Raw genomic sequence first — 24,091 nt, forward strand, 5'->3', positions numbered from 1 at the left:
TGTACAAACCAACCTTATCATACTTCTTTCTATATTAAAAGGAAATCGCTTTAATTTATACTCTAGTACTGAAGCAACATTGTGATAAATTCATAACCCGTCCCAATCGTCCAGACAAGAACATAATCTCCACGTTTGATTTTTCCTCGCTTTACACCTTCATGAAGTGCTAAAAATGGACTGCTTGTTCCTGTATAGCCGAATTGATCGGCTACAAAAATAATTTGATCATCAGCGATGCCGATATTTTCTTGGATTAACCTTACATTCGCTTTATTAGATTGAGAGAAACAACATTTTACATCACTTGGCTTCAAATCGTATTGATTCAATAACTCTCTTATTGATTCATACACTTTAGGAAACATTTCTGCATCATCAAATGGCTTTGTTTCCATGTAACGACCTTCCCCATTTTCTAACAAATGGGTCAATCCTTGTCCTGGAAATACCATGTTATTTGGATCTGTATGATCAACATAATGGATAGCATCGATAAAACCGCCTGATTCCTTGGTTCTTTCTAATACAACGGCAACGGCTGCATCTCCAAATAGAGGATAGGTTACTTCATTCTCTGGATCTAGTATTGGCGAAAAGTAATCACTACCTACCACTAATGCTCGTTCAATACGTGGATTGGTAAGCATATTACGAGCGGCTTGCTCCACTCCTACATTCATCCCTGCACAAGTCGCATTTATGTCGTATAAAAGTGTTCGATTTTTCCCATTAATAGCTTGATGTACGTAGATAGAACTCATTGGAATCGTTTGTTCAGGAGTTTGTGTAGCAAAGATAATCATATCGATATCTTCTCCCGTAAGATTCGCACGTTCCATTACTTTCTTAGATGCTGCAACAGCCATTGTGATACTTGTTTCCTCATCCGTTGAATCAACCAAATACCTACTTTCTCTTCCAATATGTTGAAGCAAACGTCGAATATCTTTTCCTCGCTTATCAAAATGTTCAAAAAAGTAATCATTGTCTATCGTATGTTCTGGGTGATAAATAGCTATGTCCTTAATCTTTATGTTCGTCATTACTGATAATCTCCTCGATCATGTGATATAAATTATTAAATATGTAGTTTTAAACACGCCTAAAGAGTAAAAAAACAAGGTTTGAGACAAACCTTGTTTTTTACATCTATTATACTTCAAGCAATTTCGCGTTACTTACTCCGCTATTACGTATAATTCTATTTAATTGCATTTTTAGAATGCCATTAGATGCTTTAACAGTAAATGTTATATCTTTAAATCCGGTTTGTTGGTACATTTTAAATACTTCTTCAAGTTTTTGAACTTTATCTTGTGTTTCCACAGACATTTCTTGACAATCTACAACTAAAGCAAAATCACTTACTTGGATGCTACTAGTTTTACTATTATATTCATTCAAAAACTCTTGTATTGCTTCAGGATTTGCTGTACCTGAAACATAAATATTTACTGTTTTACCTACGCTATCTACTGTAATTTCATAGCTGCCATCATACTTTGACACGAAACTTCTCCCTTTCTCAATATGTACTGTTAGTCAAAAAGACACCTAACTATTTTACTATATTTTAGGAAATAAAGAAAGCGATAAGGGCGTGCACAGTTAATACAAAAATGCTTGGCTATTTTTAGCCAAGCATCTTTAATTTAACTCCTTTATGAATTACCGTTTTTCACTACATTTTTAACGCCGACATATGTTGAATAAAAATATACGCCATATATAATCCCTAGGAATAACGTACTTACGATAATACTCTCATAGTGGAAGGAAAAAATGTCGTTAAGTGCAATAATCCCTACTATTGAATGTACAATCGCTAAACTTAAAGGTGCGAAGAAATAAATGAAGCTTTGTTTTAATATTGCTTTATTTATCATTCTTTCAGTCACACCTATTCTCTTTAAAGCTTTATACCGTCCTAGGCTTTCGCTAGCATCTGATAGTTGCTGTAATGCCATCACTGCCGCACTAGAAATAATAAAGATTAAACCTAAAAAGAGACCGATAAATACTACCATTGCTGCCATACCATTTTGTCTATCTTTTATTTGATTTAATGTATTTCCAATTACTAATGCTGGAGAAACATCTCTATATTTGTTGTCCCACATGTCATTAAATAATGTTGAAAATCTTTCTTCTGATTCATCAAAATATCGTTCATCATAAATCACATTAAAATTTGTAGATTCTAATTCTAAATCACCATCAAAATTATCAGGGATAACGAGATAAAAGAAATCACTATCTAAATTTGCCTTAATATTCTTCTCTATAGCAACATCATTTTTTATCGTATATTCCTTATCCTCTATTTGGATGCTATCTTCATTTTCCATGAATTCTGGTAAAGCATCCGTTATATTATCATAACTTGATAATACTAATACCTCATCATCACTTAATTGAATAGACTCATTTCCAGTAATCTCTAATATGGAATTGTAATCCGACAGTTTAATCGCAGACATAGGACCACCTAAATAGTCTTTCACTAAATCAACTTGTTCCTGCTCACTTAAATAATCTGAAAGTAAGTCCTCTATTGTGAGACTCAGCTTATATTCGCTATAAAAAGCATATTTTTCATTGTTTTCAAATGTGAAATTTATATCCTTTAAATATTCCTCAATATCATTTTCCCGTGGATCCTCACTTTCGTTATCAACGACGAGAAATGCAGAAGCATCAAATTCCTTATTACCCTCTAAACTCCGATCAATCGTTCCCTTTAAATCAAACGCAGTAAAAAGAAGCGTAATGGTTAAGAAAAGCATTAAACAAATTAAAGTCATCGACAGAAAGTTCGTATTAATTTTATTGTTTATCTGTCTTAAGATAAATATATTTATTCCTTTTAAGTAGACTTTCTTGTTCTTTTTCACAACATGAATAAAGAAGCTAGAAGTACTAAAAAAGAAAAATAACGTTCCGAAAACTCCCATTATGACGGTTATGAACAATTCCGTGTTTGCAGCATCTAAGCCCGTTTCTAATACCCTAACATATGCAGTTACTAATAGTATTACTGACAACGTAAATACTAGTACCGATATAAAGGCGTTTTTTAGTTTCACCTCTTCATTTTTCTTAGATGCATGTAGCATATCAATCAATTTATATTTGGATATCGTATACTGATTGAATATCATGACTAATCCATAAATAATCCCAAAATAGACGACTGATTTAATCACAGCGCTTAATGAAATGATAAACTGATAGTGATTCAGATTCACTCCCAAAATGTTAGCTACAAGAAGGGATAACCCTTGTGATACGAGGATTCCAAGTAAAATTCCGACAATAAGGGATACAAGACCAATTAAAAAGGTTTCGAATAAAAGTATCTTAGAGATTTTTCGTTTCGGCATCCCTAATGTCATATAGATACCTAATTCTTTTTTTCGTTTTTTTATTAAAAAATTATTTGCGTAAATGATTAGTCCACCGAGAACGAAAGAGACAAATATAGATGTCCCAGTAATTAGTTTATTTAGAGAATCGTGAAAAATCGGATTTTTATTTAATTCTAATATCGCGTTTTGAGATTCAATCGAATTAAAGCTGTAAAAGATACAAACTGCAAGAGTTAATGTTAGGAAGTAGATGGAGTAATCTCTAAAACTCCTTTTTACATTGTTGACGGCTATTTTAGAGAACATTGTCAACATCGCCTCCAAGCAAAGTTACAACTTCCATTATTTTATTGAAAAATTCCTTTCTCGTATCATTTCCACGAATTAATTCATTAAAGATACGACCATCCTTTATAAATAAAATTCTGTTAGCATAACTTGCTGTAAAGGAGTCGTGGGTAACCATTAATATCGTTGAATTAAATTCTCTATTCAACTTTTCAAATGAATCTAATAGCAATCTTGAAGATTTAGAATCTAATGCTCCAGTAGGCTCATCAGCTAAAATAAGAGAAGGCTCCGTAACGATAGCTCGAGCACTTGCTACTCTTTGCTTTTGTCCTCCTGATAATTGAAATGGATACTTATTCAACATCTCGTTAATCTCCAACTTCTTTGCTACTTGTTGGATTCTTTTATCGATTTCTTTTATAGCCATATTTTGAATCGTTAACGCCAAAGCGATATTTTCGTATGCAGTTAGCGTATCAAGTAGATTAAAATCCTGAAAGATAAAACCTAACTCCTTGCTTCTAAACTCTTCTAAAGCTTTAATTTTCAAATTTGTAATATCTTTTTTATTAATAACAATCCTACCTGTCGTTACCGTATCAATGGTTGAAATACAATTAAGAAGAGTAGTTTTACCACTACCTGAAGGACCCATTAAACTCGCCCTCTTTTACGTTAAAACTTATATTATCAATGGCCTTTGTTATATTTCCTTTATTACCATAATATTTTTCAATTTTTTCAACACTTAATATTGTTCGCATAATTTCCCTCCGCGGTTTAGTAATTTCGTTGCGATAAATTCCTTGTATCTATTTACACCTCTAGTTCAAATGTAGCTTTCTCTTCCATTATTTCTTTATCTTGTACGTAAATAATCACTCCATATGAACCTTCTTCCAGCCCTTCTGGAATTGTTAATTTCGCAGAGAAATATTTTGCGTCGTTGACTTTCACGTTTTCCTGTACCAATATTCGGTTTTCCTGTTCAAAATCTCCTTTATACCAGATAATTCGTGCCTCATCAATCCAAAATCGATTCTGCTTAGCAGAAAAATAAATCGAGTCTTCCGGAGTAAATACTTTTGTTACCTCTACTGGTTTTCCTTTTTCATCTATATCCTTTGATAATACACCATCTACCATTTTCGGTTCTGTAGCATATTCGTAACCGAAGAAAATCACTAACCCTACACCAATGATTATTAATATTGTTCTTATGGCTTTATTCAATTCCATTCCTCCTAAAATTTATGTCCTACAAATATCTTATCAGGAGGTATCAGAGTGACATATTGGTTTATATTTTATTAACGTTACATTTTTGCAAGATTAGTTAAGAATAAAAAACGGTTTTATAGCAAATTGCCATAAAACCATCCTGTGTAGGTTATCCTTTCATTAAATTCATATTTCCTAAAGGAAAAGTAATATTCACCTTTGTTCCTTCGCCTGCCTCTGACGTTAAAGTGATACCTAATCCGAGTTGTGTTGCAAGCTTTTTACATAAATATAGCCCTATTCCAGTAGATTTACCGTATTTCCTTCCGTTCTCTCCAGTAAACCCCTTCTCAAAAACTCTATTTATATCATTTTCTACAATCCCTATACCATTATCCTCTACAGTAAGTACGATATTGTTTTCGTTTTTGCTCGTCGAAATTGTCACTTTGCCATTACTATCTTTAATATACTTAATGGCATTTCCTATTACTTGATTTAAAATAAATTCCAGCCATTTAGCGTCACTATAAACGGTGGCATTGACTTTTTCGATATCGACGGAAATACCCTTGTTAATAAAGTCTCTTGCGTTTTTCTTAATAACATTTTTAACGAGAGATTCTAAGGATATTTCTTTGATAATATAATCCTTACTCACATCGTTGCTTCTAGAATAATAGAGCACTTGTTCAATGTATTCTTCTATTTTTTTCATTTCATCATGAATGCTTCTAGTGATATCGTTTTGATTATTCTCAATCATTAATCTTGTAGATGCGATTGGAGTCTTAATCTCATGCACCCACGTATCTATATACTCTCTATAGTCTCGTTGCATATCTCGATACTTCTTAACATGCTCGTGCATATCCTTATTTGCTTGTTTTAATAGCTCATATACCATTTTTCCTTCGATAAACTCAGGCTCCCTCATAATCTCCGACAACAAATATTTTTGATCTAAACTTGCCATTAACTCATTTAACTCATCATAGAAAGTCTTTTGCTTAACAAATTCTACCATGATGTAGGTAAGCAGAGGGAGGAACCACAAACAAAAAACGAATAAGATAATAGTTGCACGGACGTTCATTAATATCATAATGCCTGATAGAGTGACAAACAACATACCATTAATGAGCAGGAATAGAGTTCGCTCTTTTAAATAATCTTTGAAATTCATGGCAGTATATATCCTAATCCACGTCTCGTTTCGATGTTTTCTTCCATTCCTACCGCTTCAAGCTTTTTCCTCAACCTTGTAACATTTACAGAGAGGTTATTGTCGTCCACAAAAATATCGGAATTCCACATAAAATCCATAAGTTCATCTCTCGAAACGATTTTTCCCTTGTTTTTTATTAGACATGAAAGGATTTTGAGTTCATTTTTCGTTAGCTCTGCTGTTTTACCTTCATAATTAATAGTACCATTAGATAAATTAAGCTTAAGATTTTGATAATCAATCGTATCTCGACTAGAGCCTTGAATTCTTCTTAAGAGCGATTCGATTCTCGCTAAAAGAATTTGAGTGTTGAATGGTTTCGTAACAAAATCATCCGCCCCTAAATTCATACTCATTAGTTCGTCCATCTCGTTGTCTCTACTTGTCACAACGATTATTGGCACATCCGAACTTTTTCTTATTTCTCTGCATATATAGTATCCGTCCGTCACAGGTAGGTTTATATCCAAAAGTATTAGATCCGCTTTTTCTTTGAGAATATCATCGATGATATTTTCAAAGTTAGTAGGTGCTATCACTTCATAACCATAACGAATCAGAAAGGTTTGCAATTCCTCTCTTATTGTTTCCGTGTCTTCTATAACCATTATTTTGGACATAGCTTCACATCCTTTGCGCATTCGTGAATATCTATTGACTGTTTTTCGTATTTCAAGTAATAATGATTCCTTCTTCTTCATAAGAGAAAATGTATTGTTACTTATTATAACAAAACAAAAAACCATCCCCTAATATTAGAGAATGGTCAATATTTATGTAAGTATGATTGCTATTTCCAATGCATTACGAAAAATTACTACATTTCAAAATCCACGACAATAATATCTTCTAATCCGATTCCTTTTAAATAAGCGATAATCTTTTGATGCTCAGGATGAGAATCATAGCTTTCTAACGATTCCCTGTCTTTAAATCGAACCGTTAACCCTATTTCGTATCCTTGGCTTCTAGATGAAAAGTTGATGCCTTGTTGAATATCGACAATACCAGGGATTACATTTTTTAACGCAAGTGTTCTGTTTATTAACTCTTGTTTTTGTTCCATCGTTGCGGCAGGCGAAGGTTTGATTAATACAATATGCTCAATCATATGTGGTCTCCTATTTATTATTCAACGTTTCTTTATCAAAACCAGCTACTTGTTTGTATTTATTCGCGATATTTTCTAACTCCTGTTGTGTAATAACGTCAGATAAATTCTCAAAACCGTTAGGGGCTCTTTCTTCGACAATTTGCATAACTTCTTCTGGTCCATTTTTTCGATTAGCATAAACAATTTTAGCAGTCGGTTCTAGCCTTATTTGTTCATAACTCTTTAAGGCGACCTCTGGATTCTCATATTTTCCAATTGATTCACCTAATGCATCGGCATCTAATATTGCTTGCGAAGCACCGTTAGATCCAATTGGATACATAGGATGAGCAGCATCTCCGAGCAAAGTAACACGCCCAAACGTCCATTGAGGTAATGGATCACGATCAACCATAGGAAATTCAAAAATGTCTGCTGCATTTTCTATAATTTGAGGTACATTTAGCCAACCAAAATCCCATTTTTCAAATTGAGGCAAAAATTTCTCCTTATCGACTGCGAGATTCCAGTCAGCACGAGAAGGTAGTTCTCCTCCCACTGTTAGTTCCGCTATCCAATTAATTAGGGAGCGACCTTTAGAAGCAGTATCTGGACAAATAGGATAGGCTACAAATTTCTGATCTTGGTGTCCAGCCATAATCATCGATTTTCCTGTTAAAAAAGGAGCGGATTCGGTAATGCCACGCCACAAGATACGACCACTGAATTTCGGTTGACCCTCATCTGGATAATAGAATTTTCTAACAACCGAATGAATACCATCTGCGGCAATCATGATATCCGCACTATAGGAACGTAACCGTTCTCCTGTTTTCTTATTGACAAACTCTGCAGTTACTCTATCCGCAAAATCATGAAAGGATGCTAGATGATGACCAGTTACGATGGCGCTTTCCCCTAATTGTTCTTTTACTGCTTTCAATAACATCATTTGCAGTTTCCCTCGATGAATCGAATATTGAGGCCATCGATATCCTGCATGGATTCCTCTATCTTCTTGCCAAATTTGCTTACCAAATTTATTCACATAGATGAGTTCCGCTGTAGGAATTCCCGTCTTCTTCAGCTCATCACCCAAACCAAGTTCCGTTAACACTCTCACAGCATGAGGCAATAGATTAATCCCTACCCCTAATTCTTTAATTGTTTCCACACTCTCAAAAACACGAACAGATACTCCAACACGATTAAGTTTTAGCGCGGTTACTAGTCCACCAATTCCTCCACCAATAACCATCGCTGTTTTAACATTAGACAAATAAATACCTCCATGACCGAAACAAAGAAATTTGAATATTCTGAATTAATTTTATTAGAGTATTGTATAAAGGTCAATCGGAAATTAGGCAACAGCTTTCCCTAAGGATGAGTTTTTTTACTATGGATGGCCAAGTATTTTTCGACCAATTCCTCCAATAAACGATAAAAAAGAGGCCTTTCAAAAGTTACAAAAACTAATGAAAAACCTCTTTATATAGGCTATGTTAACTATAGCTTATGCCTCTCTATACAGTTTTTTTGATAAGATTGCTTTCGAGTTCTTCAAGCGATTTTCCTTTGGTTTCAGGTACGAACTTCCAAATGAATAGTGCAGATAATAAGCTCATCACACCGTAGAAAGTATACGTTAATCCACCACTAAACTCCATCATCGCTGGGTATGTGGAAGAGATAAAGTAGTTAGCTGCCCACTGTGCTGCTACTGCAATAGCCATTGCTTGTCCTCTAATTTTGTTCGGGAAGATTTCTGAAAGAAGTACCCAAACGACAGGACCCCAAGACATCATGAATGATGCTGTATAAATGACGATAAAGATTAATGTTCCTATTCCAATCGCATCTAAGAAGGCTAGTGTTCCAACCCCAAACATACCTACTGTCATCCCAACTGAACCGATAATTAATAAAGGCTTTCGACCAAATTTATCAACAGCAAAGATAGCGATTAAAGTAAATACAACATTCACTGCGCCCATCACGATTGTCTGGACCATAGAAGCATCTCTTCCTGCACCCATGCTTTCAAATATCCTCGGTGCATAATAAAGTGCTACGTTAATTCCAACAAACTGCTGAAATATTGATAACAGAATACCAATTACGATAATCCCCTTACCATAAGCAAATAATTTGGCTTTATTGACATCAAAGGATTTTTTAATTTCAAACATGGTCGCTTTCGCAAATGTAGTGTCGTAAATCTTATTCAATACATCCATTGCTTTGTGATCTTTATTTTTCAAGACTAAATATCGTGGTGTTTCAGGCACTGTAAATAAGAGTAGTAAGAACAGTCCTGCAGGGATTACTTCAGATAAGAACATGTATCTCCAACCAACGTCGTTAATCCACTCCATCGATTGTCCGTTACCAATTCCCCAGTTAACAAAATAAACAACTAACATACCTAGTACAATTGCAAATTGATTTAGAGAAACTAGGGTACCTCTTATTTTTGGAGGTGCCAATTCACCGATATACATCGGTACAACAGCAGATGCAAGACCTACCCCAATACCTCCAATAATACGATAAAGATTAAACGTAATTAATAGCGCAATTGTAGGTTCTCCTTTTTCAAAGAATAAAAACTCTGGAAATGCAGAACCAAGTGCTGATAGGATAAATAATATAGCTGCGACAACTAGTGAATACTTTCTTCCGATTCCACCGGAGATATAACCAGAAATCAAACCACCGATAATACAACCAATCAATGCACTAGAAACGGTAATTCCGTGTGCTAATGAACCAAGTCCTAAGTTATCTGCAAAATATAGCTGTAGGGACGATTCTGCTCCGGATATAACAGCGGTATCATAACCAAATAAAAGTCCCCCAAGTGTTGCTACTAAAGTAATTAAAACAATATATAATTTCTTGTTTTTCATTTTTTGTACGAAAGAGAATACTCCCTCTCTAACTCTCCCCTCTAAAAGTTGTCTATTTTGTTAGCCTTTACATTCCATTGTGCAAACCATACTATTTTCTAGAAGAATGTTAGACGGCTCACTTGTATGTTGTCTAATTCTGATGATTTCGTTTTCATAAATCAGAAAGTTAGAAATGTTGTACTTTTAAATTATCATGAAAAAAGCTATCAAGTAGTAAATTAATCTTCACAATCTTGTTATTATCTAGACAATATTGTTTCGTAAGCGGAATTGAATCGTCCATTAAAAAATGCAACAAAAAAACGACCTATGCAGATCGCTTTCTTACTCTTGATATTTATTTCTATACCCACGTGGGCTAACACCAAACTCTTTTTTGAATACTCTACTGAAGTAATTCGGGTCTTTATATCCGATATCCATGGCTATCTCTTTAATTGATTTGGAACCATCCATGAGAAATGCTTTTGCTTTTTTCATGCGTATATTTGTTACGTATTCAATTACGGTTACCTCATAACGATCTTTAAATAATTTGCTCAAATAATAAGGGCTTATTCCAATGTAATCAGCTAATCCTTCAAGGGTAATGGTTTTGCCATAATTTTTATCTAAATATTCCTTTGCTTGCGCGAGAAGAGCTTGGATCCCACTTACTCTCCATTCACCTAGCCGTTCCATCATATAGATAAGACGAGAGCGCGACGCTTCTTTTAGTTGCATAACTGTTTCAAATTGCCCGATGCTCACTGGAATCTCTTGATTAAATCCAAGCTCTTTAATAGCTCGTGTTAATACAATAAAGAAATCTTCTATTGCTTTTTGTGTATTTCTTAGTTGGAAACCAACGTCTTGTTGTATCGATTGAAAGTATGCATCAAACAATTGAAGACCTTTTTGCGTATTTCCTAACTGCACGGCTTCGACTAATTCTTTTTCTACTTCAAACGGAACAAGAACTTGCTCCTTCTCACGTAACCGTTCGCTATAGACCATGTAGGCAGCTCCTGGATGTTTATACACATGCTCTAATGCAAAGATTGCTTCTTTATACGAGTCGGAAAAATAAACCACATCGGAAACAATGCTCCCAATGCCCGCAAACAAACGAGAGTGCTTCAAATGATGCTGCACTTGTTGGATAGTAGTTGTTACAAACGCCTCTCTTCTTTCTTCATTCGATTCATTTGCATTATTATATAATACTAAAACGGGGACTTGTAACCCTGTTAATGGTCCGATAATACAATGTGGCGATTGTTCGACTACTACTTGTTTTAAGGTTTGTAACCATTTTGCCTTTTCTGCTCGACTAGGTTGAAGACTTTCTGATTCAAATGAGAATACAACCATAAATCCTTGCTTATCTTCTAAGTCTAACCATTCATCCCATTCCTCTTGGTCTGCATCCTGTACATGATCAAGCATTAGTGAGAGAATAAAGTCCTTTTCTATAAAGGAACTAGCTCGTGCCAAGCGCTGGCTTACTTGTATTCTTTCTAACATCTCCTGTTTCTCAGCTTCAATTTCGTTCACCATTTGATCATACGCTTCTAAAACTTCCGATACTTTACTTGGTTTAAGCAAGTAAGACTTTACACCGAATTTCATAGCCTCTCTTGCATATTCAAATGTATTAAATGCAGAAACCATAATATATTTTGTCTGTGGGAGCTCTGGCATGATTTTTTTAATCACTTCAAGCCCATCCCATATCGGCATTTTAATGTCCATGAAAATCAAATCAGGCTTATGTTCCAATGCTAGTTCGACTGCTTCTAAACCGTTTTGAGCCTCAGCAACTATTTCAAAATTAGTGCGGTTTCTACTTAACATGAGTTGAAGGCCTTCTCTTTCAATCGACTCATCATCGACTAACATTATTTTAATCACGTATCCCTCTCCTTTCTGTATCACTTGTTAATTTGAATACTTATGGTTGTACCTTTTCCAACCTCCGAAGAGATGTTTATTTTACTATCCTTTTGAAAAAGTTTTAGTCTATCCATTACATTTCGCATCCCAATCCCTGTTGAATGACCACTTCCCTCTTTCGTTCCGCTCATCGTGTCTTCTTTTGGGTTCATTAACCGTTTGATAGACTCCTGATCCATTCCAACCCCATTATCTTTTACGTCAATGCACACTTTATCATGCTTTTCATAAATGTTTAATTCAATCTTCGAACCACTAGCCATATTTTCAATCCCATGCTTAAAGGCATTTTCAACAATAGGCTGTAAGGTCATACACGGAATGACTGTTGAAAGACAGGCAGGATCTATATTTTCGATAAATTCTACTCGATTTCCAAATCGCGTTTTTTGAATAAAGAAATACTCTCTTACTATTTCCACTTCATCTTTTAACTGTGTTTCACGATCTAAATTCCCAATGTTATATCGAAGTAAAGCAGATACAGAGGATATTAAATCACTCGTTCGCTCTGCTCCTTCAATATACGCCGTTTTAGAAATGGTATTTAACGTATTAAACAGGAAATGAGGATTAATCTGGTTTTGCAGGCTTTTTAACTCCATTTCTTTTAATAGGTTCGTTAATCTTGCCTTTTCCTCAATCTCACTGACGGAATTAAGAATATTCTTTTTCATTTCATTAAATGTTTTGGTTAAAAACCATAGCTCGTCCTTCTTAGAAACAACAACATCTTTTCCTGAATAACGACCAGCGGCTATTTCCTGTGCTGCCCATGTTAATCGCTCAATGGGACGCGTTATTCCGTTAGAGAACCATAAAGCAAATAAGACACTCAGAGCAATGATAGCGATAATTATTGTAATACCCGTTTGTTTTGTGTAGGCAACCTTTTGATTGATTAAGTCTGATAACTCTTGATAAGCGGTTAATTCCATATTGATTAATTCTAGAGTGTTTTCATAAATATAATTGGATGTGATTTCTACCTCATTGAAGTACGTGGAATATTGCTCAATATTCTGTTGTTGAACCCCCTCCACAGTCATGTCCGTTTGTTCAAGAAAACTATCAAGCATGGATAAGAAGTTTTTCTTTGGAATGCCTTCTTCTTCTCGTTGTTCAAATGTTTCCTTTAACTGTATGAGGTCCGTTAAATCTTCTTCATAAAGTATTAAGTTCTCGTCTAATGGTTCGTGCACATAAATTTGTAACGATTCCACTGTTTCATTTGTCTGTCGTGTTAATTCATTTAATAGAAAAAAATGTTCCATGTTCTCATCATAAAGATTCATCACTTGCTGATTGTTTTGTTCACGGATGAGTAACAGTAGGACAAATAATAAAAGAATCGTCGCAAAATAAATGAGTAATTTCGTGCGAATTTTAATCATCGGCTAACATCCTTCTCTCTGTCATGCTCGCCAAATCATTCCTTCGAATGACAGATGTATCTGTATGATAAATTTCTTCGATTTCTCTATCTTGTAAAATATCTAACAACACCTTTATACTTTGATTCCCCATTTCGAATGGTTGTTGTTCTACTATCGCGTCAATGTCGCCATTTTCAAGCAATTCTATATTCTGCTTTATCGCATCAAACGTGATTACGTATATATCATTTTGTTTCTTTAGAGAATCTGCTGCTGCCACAATACCTAAGCCGTTGTAAGAGCTTGTCCCATAAAAAGCAGTTATATTTTCATATTCCATCAGCATGCTATACGCTGTTTCCTCTGCTTCTACTCTAGTTATATTAGATTCCTCTATTGCTACAATCTCAATTCCTTCCACATCTTCTACGACATCCTTAAATCCTTGCAATCTTAGTTGATGGTGCAGATTATCAAGATTGCCTGTAATGATTCCGACGGTTGCTTGTCCATTCGTATCGTTCACTAATGCTTCTCCAGCCAATCGGCCTGCTTCGTAATTATCTGTCCCAATATAAGCATTGCGTTCACTATCTGGAGAATCCGTATCCACTGTAATAACGGGTATTCCTTCATTAACAGCTTTGTTAATCATCGGTGTAAAATTGTCATTAAGCGCCTGGACGATAATACCATCAACTTTCGATTTAATAGCCATATCCACCAATTTTAATTGTTCATCCGGGTTAGAACGCTTTGGAGCCTCATACTCCACAAAAACATCATACTCAGATTCCAGTTCTTTCGCACCCTCACCTACTAAGCGCCAATATTCATGGTTCCTCTCCTCACCTATTAAGGCGAAGTGATATGCTGGTAGTGAGGCTTCAAAAGTGACTGCTTCGTCCATCTGTTTATTGTTAATTTGTAATTTTTGATAATAGTAAATAGAAAGTCCCGCAGCAATAAAGAAGGTTGTTATTAAAATAATATAAATAATTTTCGCTTTTCGGTTCATGGTAACCTCCTATAGATAGCTTGTCGAATAGATTAAATAATAACATAATTAGTTTATAAACTCATTAGGATACGTGTTTGCTATATATGTTGTTCCGAAACAAATAAAAGACTCTAGAATGTAAAACGTCCTTTACAAAGGATACACTTTACCGCTTCTAGAGTCTTTTATTCAAGATATACACCAAAAAGTTAACCAAACTTTCCTGTTATATAATCTTCTGTTTCTTGTTCTTTTGGATTCGTAAATAGTTGATTTGTTTCATTTGTTTCGATGATAGAACCATTTAGAAATAAAGCAGTTTTGTCCGAAACCCGCGCAGCTTGTTCCATGTTATGAGTAACAATTACTACTGTATAATTTTGCTTTAGCTCATTTATCAATTCTTCCACTTTTAAAGTTGCTATCGGGTCTAATGCAGATGTTGGCTCATCCATTAAAATAATTTCAGGTTTCACGGCCATAACTCGCGCAATACAAAGGCGTTGTTGTTGACCGCCCGACAGCCCTGTTGCACTATCATTCAATCTATCTTTTACCTCGTCCCACAATGCTGCCTGTCGTAAACTTTCCTCAACTATCTCCATTAACTCTTTCTTATTCTTTATTCCATGAGCTTTTGGACCGTAAGCAACATTATCAAAAATACTTATTGGAAATGGATTTGGTTTTTGAAAGACCGTACCTACTGATTTTCTCAATTGGACAACATCCACATTTGGATCATAAATATCATGACCCTCTATTTGTACTTTCCCAACAACTCTCGTTTTAGGAATCAAATCATTCATTCTATTTAATACACGTAATAGTGTTGTTTTTCCACAGCCAGATGGACCTATAAATGCAAAAACTTCATTTTTATTTATGTCCAAAGAAACGTTTTTCAATGCTTTTGTTTGATTGTAATAAAAATCTAAATCTTCTATTTCTATTATTGCATTACTTTCTTTTTGATTCGTCATCTTAATCTCTCCTCTGTCGAGCTAATCACGCTGAGAATCTTCTAACTAGTAATTTAAATAATCCTGTTGCAGCAAGATTGATGATTAAAATAAGGACGATTAGGACTGCTCCAGTACCAAAGGCCATTTCCGTATTTCCTGTTTCCATTGCTACCAAGTACAAGTGCAAAGCAAGAGTTCTAGCTCCATCAAATACAGTTGTAGCTAATAATAGACTTCCGCCTAGAGTTAATAAGAAAGCTGCTGTTTCTCCAATCACACGTCCGATTGCTAAGATGATACTTGTTGTAATTCCAGGTATTGCTAAAGGTAAAACAATTTTCTTAATCGTATACCATCGAGTTGTACCCAGTGCTAGACTTCCTTCTTTTAAATTATTAGATACACTTCTCAGAGCTTCTTCCGATGCACGAATAATTATCGGTAAAATCATAACTACTCCAGTTAAAGCACCAGATAAAATCGACCAACCACCTGTGTAATCTCCTAGAGCGATAACGAAAAATAGAAAGCCAAACATTCCATGTACAATCGAAGGAATCGCCGCTAATAATTCCGTCGCAAATCGGAGGACACTTTTAAATCTACCATCAGGCATATACTCGTTTAAATAAATTGCTGTTCCAACGCCTATAGGTGCTGCTATTAGAATTACAAGTCCTACTAAATAGATAGTCCCTACAATGGCTGGATAAATACCGCCTTCTGCTCCCATGCTTTTAGGTGAATCTAGTAGAAATTCCATACTAATCACAGATAGTCCTTGACTCATAACATAGATAACAATAGCTAAGAGAATGAGGACTGTTAATGCTGCTGCTAGACTTAACATCGTAAAGGCGAATACCTGATTTCGCTTCACTTTAATAAGGTGATTTGGTTTTACTTCGACCATCGTTTACGTCCTCCTTCTTCTTAGTAATAATGTTAAAGAATTGATGATAATGATAAATATAAATAGAATAATCCCAGTCGCAAATAATGCTTGACGATGCTCTGGCCCCGCATAACCCATTTCAAGAGCAATATTTCCAGTTAACGTTCGAACAGGTGCGAATAGAGTTTCCCAACCTGGAATTGGGATTTGCACACTATTTCCGACTACCATTATAATAGCCATCGTCTCACCAATTGCTCGACCAACACCAAGAATAACCGCCGCAAGTATACCTGATTTAGCCGCAGGTACTACTACCCGAAAAATTGTCTGCCATTTCGTAGCACCCATCGCATAGGAACCTTCTTTATATTCTTGAGGTACTGCACGAATAGAATCTGCTGAAATCGATATGATTGTTGGTAAAATCATAATAGCCAAAATAAGTACCCCGGCTAATACTGAATAGCCTGTTTGGTAACCTGCTGGTAAATATTCACTTAAAGGACCACGTGAAATACGACGAAGTAAGTCTATAATTACCACCATACCAAAAAGTCCGATAACAACAGATGGTATTCCTTCTAACAATTGAATGGCTGGTTTGACTATCTTAGCAACACGGCGAGGTGCAATCTCTACTAAGTAAACGGCGACTGCTATTCCAATTGGTGCACCTATTAGCATAGCAAGTACAGTAACTATTACGGAACCAACAATCATAGGAAAGATTCCATACACTTGATCTGTCGGATTCCATGTTGTACCGAATATAAAATCAGTAATTCCATAGTTAATCATGAAAGGAAGTCCTTCATTAAAAACAAAAAATGTAATGAGACCTAAAGATATGACAGAAGATAAAGCCATAATGAATAATATAACTTTAACAATACCTTCTTCTATATTACTTTTATTATTTTTCTCTTTTTGAAACTTCATTTTTATCACTCCATGACAAATCAAGAATTCAGCTGGTTAATGTACCAATACTGACAAATACCTATCGCGTTTCTTCGTAATTGCACACTAGTTGTAGGTGCGATAAGTTTTTTCCCTAAGAGCTAGATTCATGGGATCTAACAATCGCAATTAACAATCATGAAGAGACTGTTTAATTTATTTTAAAACCTAAAACCCAAGAATGTTGACATACCAGCATTCTTGGGCTTTTCATTTACCAGTTTAAATACTGCTTTTCAGACAGCACATATGCAACGTTTTATTTAAGTTATTAGTTAACTGGAATAAATCCATTTTCTTCAACTACTTTTTGTCCTTCATCGCTTAGTACAAAGTCAAGAAATGCTTGTGCTAATTCGCTTAATTCTGCATCTTCATTCATTGCGTAATTGAACGGTCTAGATACTGCATAATCACCAGATTGAATGTTCTCTAAAGTTGGTTCGAATCCATCAACTGCAAGTGCTACAACTGAATCCGATACAGCACCCGTAGAAGCATATCCAATTGCATTTGGATCGTTTGCTACAGCTTCAAGAACTCCACCAGTTGAATTATGGATAAGAGCAGATTCCACTAATTCTTCATCGCCCAAGACAATATCAGTGAATGCACCTCTTGTACCAGAACCATCTTCACGGCTAACTACAACAATATCTTGATCGTCTCCGCCGACCTCTGACCAGTTCGTAATTTCTCCAGCGAAGATTTTCGTAACATCTTCTAAAGCTATATCTGTTAATGAGTTATCTGGATGAGCAATGATTGCAATTCCATCAATCGCAATTACTTCAGCTGTGATACCTGTTTCTTCATCTTTAATTTCACGAGATACTGCTCCGAAATCTGCTGCACTCTCTTGTGCTGCTGTAACACCTGCACCTGAGCCACCACCAGAAACTTCTAATCGAGTTTCAGGATGTAATTCCATAAAAACAGCTGCTAACTCTTCAGAAAGAGGTTGTACAGAAGTTGAACCAGCCATTGTGATCGTACCTTCTAAATCAGAACCTTCTTCACTATTTGATTCATTGTTATCTGTTTCAGTTTCTTCTGTCGTGCCATTTTCCGCTAACCCTTCCTCCGAGCTGTCATTTCCACAAGCTGCTAGTAAAGGTATGATTATAAAGAAAGCTAACATGAAAAACATTACGTGTCTTTTCTTCATTTTAATTGCCCCTCTCATCTCTGTTTAAGTATTGTTTCTTACATGTACTACTATAAAAGATGAATATGGAGTTACGGTTAATTGAATGTAAAGTATCGTATAGATTATGTAAATTGAAATTTACAAACAAGGATGGAGGAGGAAATGGACAATGGTAGAGGGAATTTGAATCTTTCACAATTCTATAGAGGAATAAAATTAATTCTTTGCTCTTCTATTGATATAGAGTCTATAATGTCACCAATAATGTTTTGTAGTATCGATTTTATCGAAATTAAAAATAGGAAAACAATTTATCGTTGATAATAGAAATAGGGAAAAAGGGAAGTATAATTTTATCCATAAAATGAATGTTATAAACTCTTTGACCTAATATTGAAGTGAGTCTAATAAACTGTAAAGAGGTTAACTTATTGAAATAACATATTAGGAGGACGATTAGATGGGAATTTTAAGCGGAATATTAGATAATGCATCGACAATCAGTACTAAAGAGGCAAAAAAAGAGTTAGAGAACATCTTGATTCCAGGTGAGGAAATAGAAGCTGCTTTTAAACTTGTTAGAGACTTAATTGTTTTTACAGATAAAAGAATGATTCTAGTTGACAAGCAAGGTATCACAGGTAAGAAAATGGAGTTCCATTCCATACCATATAGCAGTATTTCACATTATAGCATCGAAACTGCTGGAACTTTTGATTTAGACTCTGAGCTTAAAATTTGGATAAGTAGCGCAACAGAACCTACTGTTAGTAAACAATTTAAAAAAGATAAAAGTATTTATGATATCCAAAAAATATTAGCATTAATGACGATGAAATAAAGAGGGAATAAAGGTGTATAACTACTGTACACCTTTAACCTAATCATGATTTCCACCTCATAACCAGCTAATTTATTGAAGATTTTCTATTGTAAAATGATTATCTGGTTTTTTCAATCCTAGATGATCACGTAATGTGTCCCCCTCGTAATCCAATCGAAATATACCTTTTTTCTGTAAGATTGGAACAACTAACTCCACAAAATCTTCCAAATCACGAGGCAAAAGGGGAAATTGAAGCATGAATCCATCTGTTGCCTTTTCGGTAAACCACTTCTCCATCTCATTTGCTACTTGAGTTGGTGTACCAATAAAGCCGTCTTTTCTAGCTGCACCGAAAAATCTAGCATAGAGATCCCCTACTTTGAGATCTTCTTCCTCGATAATTTTTTTCATCTCATTGAATTGACTTTGAATACTATTTACTTTTGGAAACTTCACTTCTTTTGCCGGTGTATCTAAGGAATATTTAGAGAAATCTACGTTCCCCATATATCCAGAGACAAATTTCAAGCTTTTATACGGGTCCATTAATTTTTGTAACTCATTATATTTTTCATATGCTTCTTCCTCTGTCTTTCCTACTATTGGTGAAATACCATGAAGAATATGAAGTTCATCTTCATCCCTGCCAAATTCCGCTAATTGTGATTTAAGATTTTGATAGAATTGTTTGGATTCCTCAATGTTATCCCAGTGAGTAAAAACTACTTCCGCTGTCCTTGCTGCTAGCCTTTGTCCAGGAATAGATGCACCAGCCTGAATGATTACGGGTTGACCTTGAACCGACCTCGCAATATTCAGTGGTCCTTTTACTGAAAAATACTTCCCTTTGTATTCGAGCTCATGTACTTTATCTGGATGATAAAATTCTCCTGCTTCCTTGTTATAGGTAAATGCATCATCCTCCCACGAATCCCAGAGACCCTTTACAACATCTATAAACTCCTCGGCTCGTTCATAACGATGATCATGCTCCCAATGTTGTTCCCTACTAAAATTCAATGCTGTTTGACCTGTTGCATCTGCTGTTGTCACCATATTCCATGCTGCACGACCAGCACTGATATGATCAACCGATGCGAACTGCCGTGCTAGAGTAAATGGTTCATTGTATGTTGTCGAAGCAGTGGCACCGACGCCAATTTTCTCCGTAGCTGCAGCTAATGCAGTTATGAGTATCGTCGGATCAAAACGATTTAAAATTTGTGGGTGGGACTCATGATTAATTGCTAAACTATCTGCGACAAATGCCAAGTCAAATTTCCCCTTCTCTGCAATCTGTGCTAGTTTTTGGAGGGTATTGATATCAATACTTGCATTAGGGCTCGATAATGGGTGACGCCAGGAAGCTACATGCATTCCAGTTCCAATCAAGTATGCTGCTAATTTCATTTGATTTTTTATCATCATTCTCTCCTCCCTCTTTGATTTAGTTATTAGAATAAGTTTCTTTGAATGTACTTAATTCCTCTAATGAAATAGTGATTGGAAGATAATTCCCTTGGTAGGTTTCTTGAATAAATGCAGCCGTCTCATCAGATTGATAGATTTCAACTATCTTCTGAAAAGCTTTCTTATCCTTATCTTGTTCCATAGTTGCAATTACATTTATATACGGCTTTGCTGTTTGACTTTCATGAATAAGGGCATCTTTTAATGTGAGTCCTGCCTCTAGTGAGATCCCATTATTGATGATAGAAGCAGCTACATCTTCCATAACTCGAGGGGTATTCGCACTATCTACAGGTACAACTTCAATGTTTTTTGGATTCTCTTTTATTTTGTCTTCTCCACCCAATCCATCAAAGTCATCCACAACGGTTATTAATTCTGCTTCTTGTAATAGCAATAACGCCCTTCCCCAGTTAGGAGCATCGTTTGGTACTGCTATTTCTGCACCATCTGGTATTTCATTTACCTTTTTGTATTTATTAGAATATAATCCTAGTGGAGCGATAATCGTTGTACCAATTGGGACAATAGTTGAATTGGTATTTTCATTAAATGAATCTAAATAAGCTACATGTTGAAATGCATTTATATCGATATCGCCCTCGACTAAGGCTTGATTTGGATCATACGCGGATGAAAAATTTACAATTTCAATTTCAACACCTTCTTTTTCAGCCTGTTCCTTTATATATTGCCAGGTCCGAAGTTCGGAACTCCTAATTCCTACATTGACGGTTTCTTGTTTATCTTCTACTTTTTCATTATCAGAACATGCAGCTAATAAAGCGCTCAATACTAAAAACAATAGAAACAACCACTTTTTCATCTCTTTACACTCCCTATCAAATTGTACCTACATTCTCCTTACTCTCCGTTCGAGTTTGTTTCCTATTTCTTGAATGGCTTGAACGAGAACAACAAGAATTACGACGGTTACTAGAATCGTTATAGAACTAAATCGTTGATAACCATATGTTATAGCAACATCGCCTAGCCCTCCACCACCAATCGCTCCTGCCATTGCTGTTGCGCCAATTAATCCAATCGTCGCTGTCGTAATACTCAATATTAAAGAAGAGAAAGCTTCCGGCATCAAAAAACGATAAATGATTTGTAATGGTGTCGCTCCCATAGCTTTAGCTGCTTCGATTATTCCTTCATCCACCTCTAATAACGAATTTTCTACTAATCTTGAAAAATAGGGTCCAATATGAAGTACAAGAGGAACGATTGCTGCTGTAGTTCCTATGGAGGTACCTACTATTAACCTTGTAAACGGAATGATGGCAACTAATAAAATAATAAAAGGAATTGAGCGGAAAATATTAACAATTGGGTTCACTGTTCTATAAATCACTCGATTTTCTAAGATATGTCCTTCTCTTGTTACTACCAATAATATTCCTAAAAATATACCGATAATCCCTCCAAAAAAAAGGGAAATACTAACCATGTAAAGTGTTTCCCACAACGCATTTAATATTATTTCTGTACTTACTTCCATCTTCGGTAACCTCCTTTACTCTAATATCTTGACTAATGATATATTCCACCGCACGATTGATTTCATGGTCATTTCCAATTAGTTCAACAATTAAATTACCAAAAGGAATACCTTGTAATTCAGTAATGTTTCCGAAAAGGACATTGATTTCAACATCATAAACCTTTGCTGTTTTAGAAATAATCGGTTGTCCGGAGTTTGCTCCAAAAAATTCAATTTTAAAAATACGACTATAATGATTTTTCTCTCTTAATAGTTGATAAACACTTTTTGGAACTTCATCTCGGATAACCGATTTGACAAAATTACGTGTTGTTTCTTTTTTTGGATTGGCAAAGACATCGAATACTTTTCCTGTTTCAATAATTTGACCATCTTCCATTACAGCGATTCGATTACATATTTCCTTAATTACTTCCATCTCATGAGTAATGATTAAAATTGTAATGTTGTATTCTTTGTTTATTCGTTTTAAAAGTTTTAGAATTGATTTTGTGGTTTCCGGATCTAATGCTGATGTAGCTTCATCACATAATAAGATGGAGGGGTTTGTTATGAGTGCTCTTGCTATCCCTACCCGCTGCTTTTGCCCACCCGATAATTGATCTGGGTAATTTTTTGCCTTTTCTTCTAACCCAACAAAACGAAGAATCTCGAAAACCTTCTCTTCAACGGATTTCTTATTATAACCGCTTAACAACAATGGCATTGCCACGTTATGAAATACTGTTTTAGACTTGATAAGATTAAAATGCTGGAAAATCATACCGATATCTTTCTTCGCTTCTCGTATCTCATATTTTGATAGTTCAGTAAGATTTTTCCCTTTTACAAGCACTTCACCTGCCGACGGATATTCTAATAAATTTACCGTGCGAATGAGTGTACTTTTCCCTGCGCCACTGAAGCCAATAACTCCAAATATATCTCCTTTATCTATGGTTAGATTAATGTTTTTTAACGCTTCTACTTTATTTCCATTACTTTCAAATATTTTTGTGACCTGGTGAAATTCTATCAAACTGGAACCTCCTTACGAAACAATTATTTGTATTAGAACACAGGTACGACGGAACCTTCGTAATTCTCCAATATAAACTCTTTCACCTTTTCACTTTTTAATGCTTCAACAAGCTTTTGTACCAGTACACTGTCCTTGTTGTCAGGACGAGACACAAGTACATTGACATATGGTGAGTCCTCGCCTTCTATAATTAAAGAATCCTCAAGAGGCTTAAAATTAGCTTCTAACGCATAATTCGTATTAATGGCAGAAGCTTCTACATCATCAAGCGAATGGACTAAGAGTGGTGAATCTACTGGAACGAATTCGAGGTTTTTACTATTTTCCGTAATGTCTTCTAGTAAATAGTCACCTGATTTCGATTCATCCAATTTAATAATGCCATTATCCGCAAAAAGCAAGAGTGCTCTTGAAAAGTTTGATGGATCGTTAGGGATTGCAATTTGTGCACCATCTGATAATTCATTAATCGAATCAATCTCCTTTGAATACACTCCAAATGGCTCAATGTGAATCCCTTCCACGACTACTAAATCTAGTCCACTATCGGCATTAACTTGTTCCAGATAAGGAGTATGTTGAAAGAAGTTCACATCCAAATCGCCATCCGCTGTTTGCTGATTCGTTTGAATACCATCGGAAGTAATCACAATTTCCAATTTAATCCCATCATCTTCTAAGTCACCTGCAATAAACTCCAATATTTCGGCATGTGGTACGGAAGAAGCTCCGATTTTCAATATATTTTCTTCCGTATTTTCGGAAGCTACATCTCCACCGCAACCCGCAATTATAATTAATCCAATAAACACCATCACAAAAAGAAAAGCATATTTAATTTTCAATTCTGTTTCCCCCTATTTA

At 35.3% G+C, this 24,091-nt stretch carries 22 protein-coding genes and 1 pseudogene; 1 reads left to right on the forward strand and 22 read right to left on the reverse strand.

What is annotated here, in order from left to right:
- Positions 1 to 62: 62 nt before the first annotated feature.
- From GGQ92_RS10325 to GGQ92_RS10405, 17 genes and pseudogenes are all read right to left on the reverse strand, one after another.
- A complete protein-coding gene (locus tag GGQ92_RS10325; RefSeq protein WP_184248185.1) occupies positions 63 to 1,046 on the reverse strand; it encodes a ketoacyl-ACP synthase III in 984 nt (327 codons plus the stop codon).
- 109 nt (positions 1,047 to 1,155) lie between these two features.
- Complete coding sequence (locus tag GGQ92_RS10330) at positions 1,156 to 1,512, reverse strand: hypothetical protein (protein WP_184248188.1); 357 nt, start codon at positions 1,510 to 1,512, stop codon at positions 1,156 to 1,158.
- Positions 1,513 to 1,664: 152 nt separating this feature from the next.
- Positions 1,665 to 3,677 carry an ABC transporter permease gene (locus tag GGQ92_RS10335; protein ID WP_184248191.1) on the reverse strand — a complete coding sequence of 671 codons (2,013 nt, stop codon included), beginning with the start codon at positions 3,675 to 3,677 and terminating at the stop codon, positions 1,665 to 1,667.
- Positions 3,667 to 4,426: pseudogene (locus GGQ92_RS10340) on the reverse strand (ABC transporter ATP-binding protein). Before GGQ92_RS10340 ends, GGQ92_RS10335 begins: the two are co-directional and overlap by 11 nt.
- A gap of 52 nt (positions 4,427 to 4,478) precedes the next feature.
- On the reverse strand, positions 4,479 to 4,895 hold the full coding sequence (locus GGQ92_RS10345; protein WP_184248194.1) for a hypothetical protein: 417 nt from the start codon (positions 4,893 to 4,895) through the stop codon (positions 4,479 to 4,481).
- A gap of 157 nt (positions 4,896 to 5,052) precedes the next feature.
- Positions 5,053 to 6,069: a sensor histidine kinase gene (locus GGQ92_RS10350; RefSeq protein WP_184248197.1), complete on the reverse strand. Its 1,017-nt coding sequence runs from the start codon at positions 6,067 to 6,069 to the stop codon at positions 5,053 to 5,055.
- The gene (locus GGQ92_RS10355) at positions 6,066 to 6,731 is read right to left on the reverse strand and encodes a response regulator transcription factor (protein WP_184248200.1); all 666 of its coding nucleotides are present in this window, start codon (positions 6,729 to 6,731) and stop codon (positions 6,066 to 6,068) included. Before GGQ92_RS10355 ends, GGQ92_RS10350 begins: the two co-directional genes overlap by 4 nt.
- 197 nt (positions 6,732 to 6,928) lie before the next feature.
- Entirely contained in the window at positions 6,929 to 7,222 is a 294-nt protein-coding gene (locus tag GGQ92_RS10360; protein WP_184248203.1) for a Dabb family protein, read from the reverse strand.
- A 10-nt stretch (positions 7,223 to 7,232) separates the two neighbouring features.
- Positions 7,233 to 8,483, reverse strand: coding sequence for a flavin-dependent oxidoreductase (locus GGQ92_RS10365; RefSeq protein ID WP_221437296.1), 1,251 nt, complete (start codon positions 8,481 to 8,483; stop codon positions 7,233 to 7,235).
- 247 nt (positions 8,484 to 8,730) lie between these two features.
- Positions 8,731 to 10,116 carry a D-xylose transporter XylE gene (gene xylE / locus GGQ92_RS10370; protein WP_184248206.1) on the reverse strand — a complete coding sequence of 462 codons (1,386 nt, stop codon included), beginning with the start codon at positions 10,114 to 10,116 and terminating at the stop codon, positions 8,731 to 8,733.
- A 327-nt stretch (positions 10,117 to 10,443) separates the two neighbouring features.
- Entirely contained in the window at positions 10,444 to 12,012 is a 1,569-nt protein-coding gene (locus tag GGQ92_RS10375) for a response regulator (protein ID WP_184248209.1), read from the reverse strand.
- Positions 12,013 to 12,032: 20 nt separating this feature from the next.
- The gene (locus GGQ92_RS10380; protein WP_184248212.1) at positions 12,033 to 13,448 is read right to left on the reverse strand and encodes a sensor histidine kinase; all 1,416 of its coding nucleotides are present in this window, start codon (positions 13,446 to 13,448) and stop codon (positions 12,033 to 12,035) included.
- Positions 13,441 to 14,448, reverse strand: a complete 1,008-nt coding sequence (locus GGQ92_RS10385; RefSeq protein WP_184248214.1) for a sugar-binding protein — start codon at positions 14,446 to 14,448, stop codon at positions 13,441 to 13,443. Before GGQ92_RS10385 ends, GGQ92_RS10380 begins: the two co-directional genes overlap by 8 nt.
- 191 nt (positions 14,449 to 14,639) lie before the next feature.
- Positions 14,640 to 15,413: a phosphate ABC transporter ATP-binding protein PstB gene (pstB, locus tag GGQ92_RS10390; RefSeq protein WP_184248217.1), complete on the reverse strand. Its 774-nt coding sequence runs from the start codon at positions 15,411 to 15,413 to the stop codon at positions 14,640 to 14,642.
- A 25-nt stretch (positions 15,414 to 15,438) separates the two neighbouring features.
- Complete coding sequence (gene pstA, locus GGQ92_RS10395; protein WP_184248220.1) at positions 15,439 to 16,308, reverse strand: phosphate ABC transporter permease PstA; 870 nt, start codon at positions 16,306 to 16,308, stop codon at positions 15,439 to 15,441.
- A gap of 3 nt (positions 16,309 to 16,311) precedes the next feature.
- The gene (gene pstC, locus GGQ92_RS10400; RefSeq protein ID WP_184248223.1) at positions 16,312 to 17,232 is read right to left on the reverse strand and encodes a phosphate ABC transporter permease subunit PstC; all 921 of its coding nucleotides are present in this window, start codon (positions 17,230 to 17,232) and stop codon (positions 16,312 to 16,314) included.
- A 292-nt stretch (positions 17,233 to 17,524) separates the two neighbouring features.
- Positions 17,525 to 18,421 (reverse strand): phosphate ABC transporter substrate-binding protein, encoded by an 897-nt coding sequence (locus tag GGQ92_RS10405; protein WP_184248226.1) that lies wholly within the window; start codon positions 18,419 to 18,421, stop codon positions 17,525 to 17,527.
- Between the two features lie 442 nt (positions 18,422 to 18,863).
- Between GGQ92_RS10405 and GGQ92_RS10410 the strand changes: the two genes are divergently transcribed.
- Positions 18,864 to 19,244: a PH domain-containing protein gene (locus GGQ92_RS10410; protein ID WP_184248229.1), complete on the forward strand. Its 381-nt coding sequence runs from the start codon at positions 18,864 to 18,866 to the stop codon at positions 19,242 to 19,244.
- A gap of 72 nt (positions 19,245 to 19,316) precedes the next feature.
- On the opposite strand, the gene GGQ92_RS10415 is transcribed toward GGQ92_RS10410, so the two are convergent.
- Genes GGQ92_RS10415 through GGQ92_RS10435 form a run of 5 tightly spaced genes read right to left on the reverse strand, consistent with a single transcriptional unit; the run spans position 19,317 to position 24,072 of the window.
- Positions 19,317 to 20,657, reverse strand: a complete 1,341-nt coding sequence (locus GGQ92_RS10415) for an LLM class flavin-dependent oxidoreductase (protein WP_184248232.1) — start codon at positions 20,655 to 20,657, stop codon at positions 19,317 to 19,319.
- A gap of 19 nt (positions 20,658 to 20,676) precedes the next feature.
- A complete protein-coding gene (locus tag GGQ92_RS10420) occupies positions 20,677 to 21,525 on the reverse strand; it encodes a MetQ/NlpA family ABC transporter substrate-binding protein (RefSeq protein ID WP_184248235.1) in 849 nt (282 codons plus the stop codon).
- A gap of 27 nt (positions 21,526 to 21,552) precedes the next feature.
- The gene (locus GGQ92_RS10425) at positions 21,553 to 22,203 is read right to left on the reverse strand and encodes a methionine ABC transporter permease (RefSeq protein WP_184248238.1); all 651 of its coding nucleotides are present in this window, start codon (positions 22,201 to 22,203) and stop codon (positions 21,553 to 21,555) included.
- The gene (locus GGQ92_RS10430) at positions 22,145 to 23,224 is read right to left on the reverse strand and encodes a methionine ABC transporter ATP-binding protein (RefSeq protein ID WP_184248241.1); all 1,080 of its coding nucleotides are present in this window, start codon (positions 23,222 to 23,224) and stop codon (positions 22,145 to 22,147) included. Before GGQ92_RS10430 ends, GGQ92_RS10425 begins: the two co-directional genes overlap by 59 nt.
- Before the next feature lie 32 nt (positions 23,225 to 23,256).
- Positions 23,257 to 24,072, reverse strand: a complete 816-nt coding sequence (locus tag GGQ92_RS10435; RefSeq protein ID WP_246384370.1) for a MetQ/NlpA family ABC transporter substrate-binding protein — start codon at positions 24,070 to 24,072, stop codon at positions 23,257 to 23,259.
- Positions 24,073 to 24,091: the final 19 nt, after the last annotated feature.

Source organism: Gracilibacillus halotolerans, from assembly GCF_014206945.1.
Lineage (GTDB): Bacteria > Bacillota > Bacilli > Bacillales > Amphibacillaceae > Gracilibacillus > Gracilibacillus halotolerans.

Excerpts from the sequence above, each read along its gene's own strand:
- GGQ92_RS10325 (WP_184248185.1), bottom strand. The coding sequence starts at position 1,046 with ATGACGAACATAAAGATTAAGGACATAGCTATTTATCACCCAGAACAT.
- GGQ92_RS10335 (WP_184248191.1), bottom strand. The coding sequence starts at position 3,677 with ATGTTCTCTAAAATAGCCGTCAACAATGTAAAAAGGAGTTTTAGAGAT.
- GGQ92_RS10350 (WP_184248197.1), bottom strand. The coding sequence starts at position 6,069 with ATGAATTTCAAAGATTATTTAAAAGAGCGAACTCTATTCCTGCTCATT.
- GGQ92_RS10355 (WP_184248200.1), bottom strand. The coding sequence starts at position 6,731 with ATGTCCAAAATAATGGTTATAGAAGACACGGAAACAATAAGAGAGGAA.
- GGQ92_RS10360 (WP_184248203.1), bottom strand. The coding sequence starts at position 7,222 with ATGATTGAGCATATTGTATTAATCAAACCTTCGCCTGCCGCAACGATG.
- xylE (WP_184248206.1), bottom strand. The coding sequence starts at position 10,116 with ATGAAAAACAAGAAATTATATATTGTTTTAATTACTTTAGTAGCAACA.
- GGQ92_RS10380 (WP_184248212.1), bottom strand. The coding sequence starts at position 13,448 with ATGATTAAAATTCGCACGAAATTACTCATTTATTTTGCGACGATTCTT.
- GGQ92_RS10385 (WP_184248214.1), bottom strand. The coding sequence starts at position 14,448 with ATGAACCGAAAAGCGAAAATTATTTATATTATTTTAATAACAACCTTC.
- pstB (WP_184248217.1), bottom strand. The coding sequence starts at position 15,413 with ATGACGAATCAAAAAGAAAGTAATGCAATAATAGAAATAGAAGATTTA.
- pstA (WP_184248220.1), bottom strand. The coding sequence starts at position 16,308 with ATGGTCGAAGTAAAACCAAATCACCTTATTAAAGTGAAGCGAAATCAG.
- pstC (WP_184248223.1), bottom strand. The coding sequence starts at position 17,232 with ATGAAGTTTCAAAAAGAGAAAAATAATAAAAGTAATATAGAAGAAGGT.
- GGQ92_RS10405 (WP_184248226.1), bottom strand. The coding sequence starts at position 18,421 with ATGAAGAAAAGACACGTAATGTTTTTCATGTTAGCTTTCTTTATAATC.
- GGQ92_RS10410 (WP_184248229.1), top strand. The coding sequence starts at position 18,864 with ATGGGAATTTTAAGCGGAATATTAGATAATGCATCGACAATCAGTACT.
- GGQ92_RS10415 (WP_184248232.1), bottom strand. The coding sequence starts at position 20,657 with ATGATGATAAAAAATCAAATGAAATTAGCAGCATACTTGATTGGAACT.
- GGQ92_RS10420 (WP_184248235.1), bottom strand. The coding sequence starts at position 21,525 with ATGAAAAAGTGGTTGTTTCTATTGTTTTTAGTATTGAGCGCTTTATTA.
- GGQ92_RS10425 (WP_184248238.1), bottom strand. The coding sequence starts at position 22,203 with ATGGAAGTAAGTACAGAAATAATATTAAATGCGTTGTGGGAAACACTT.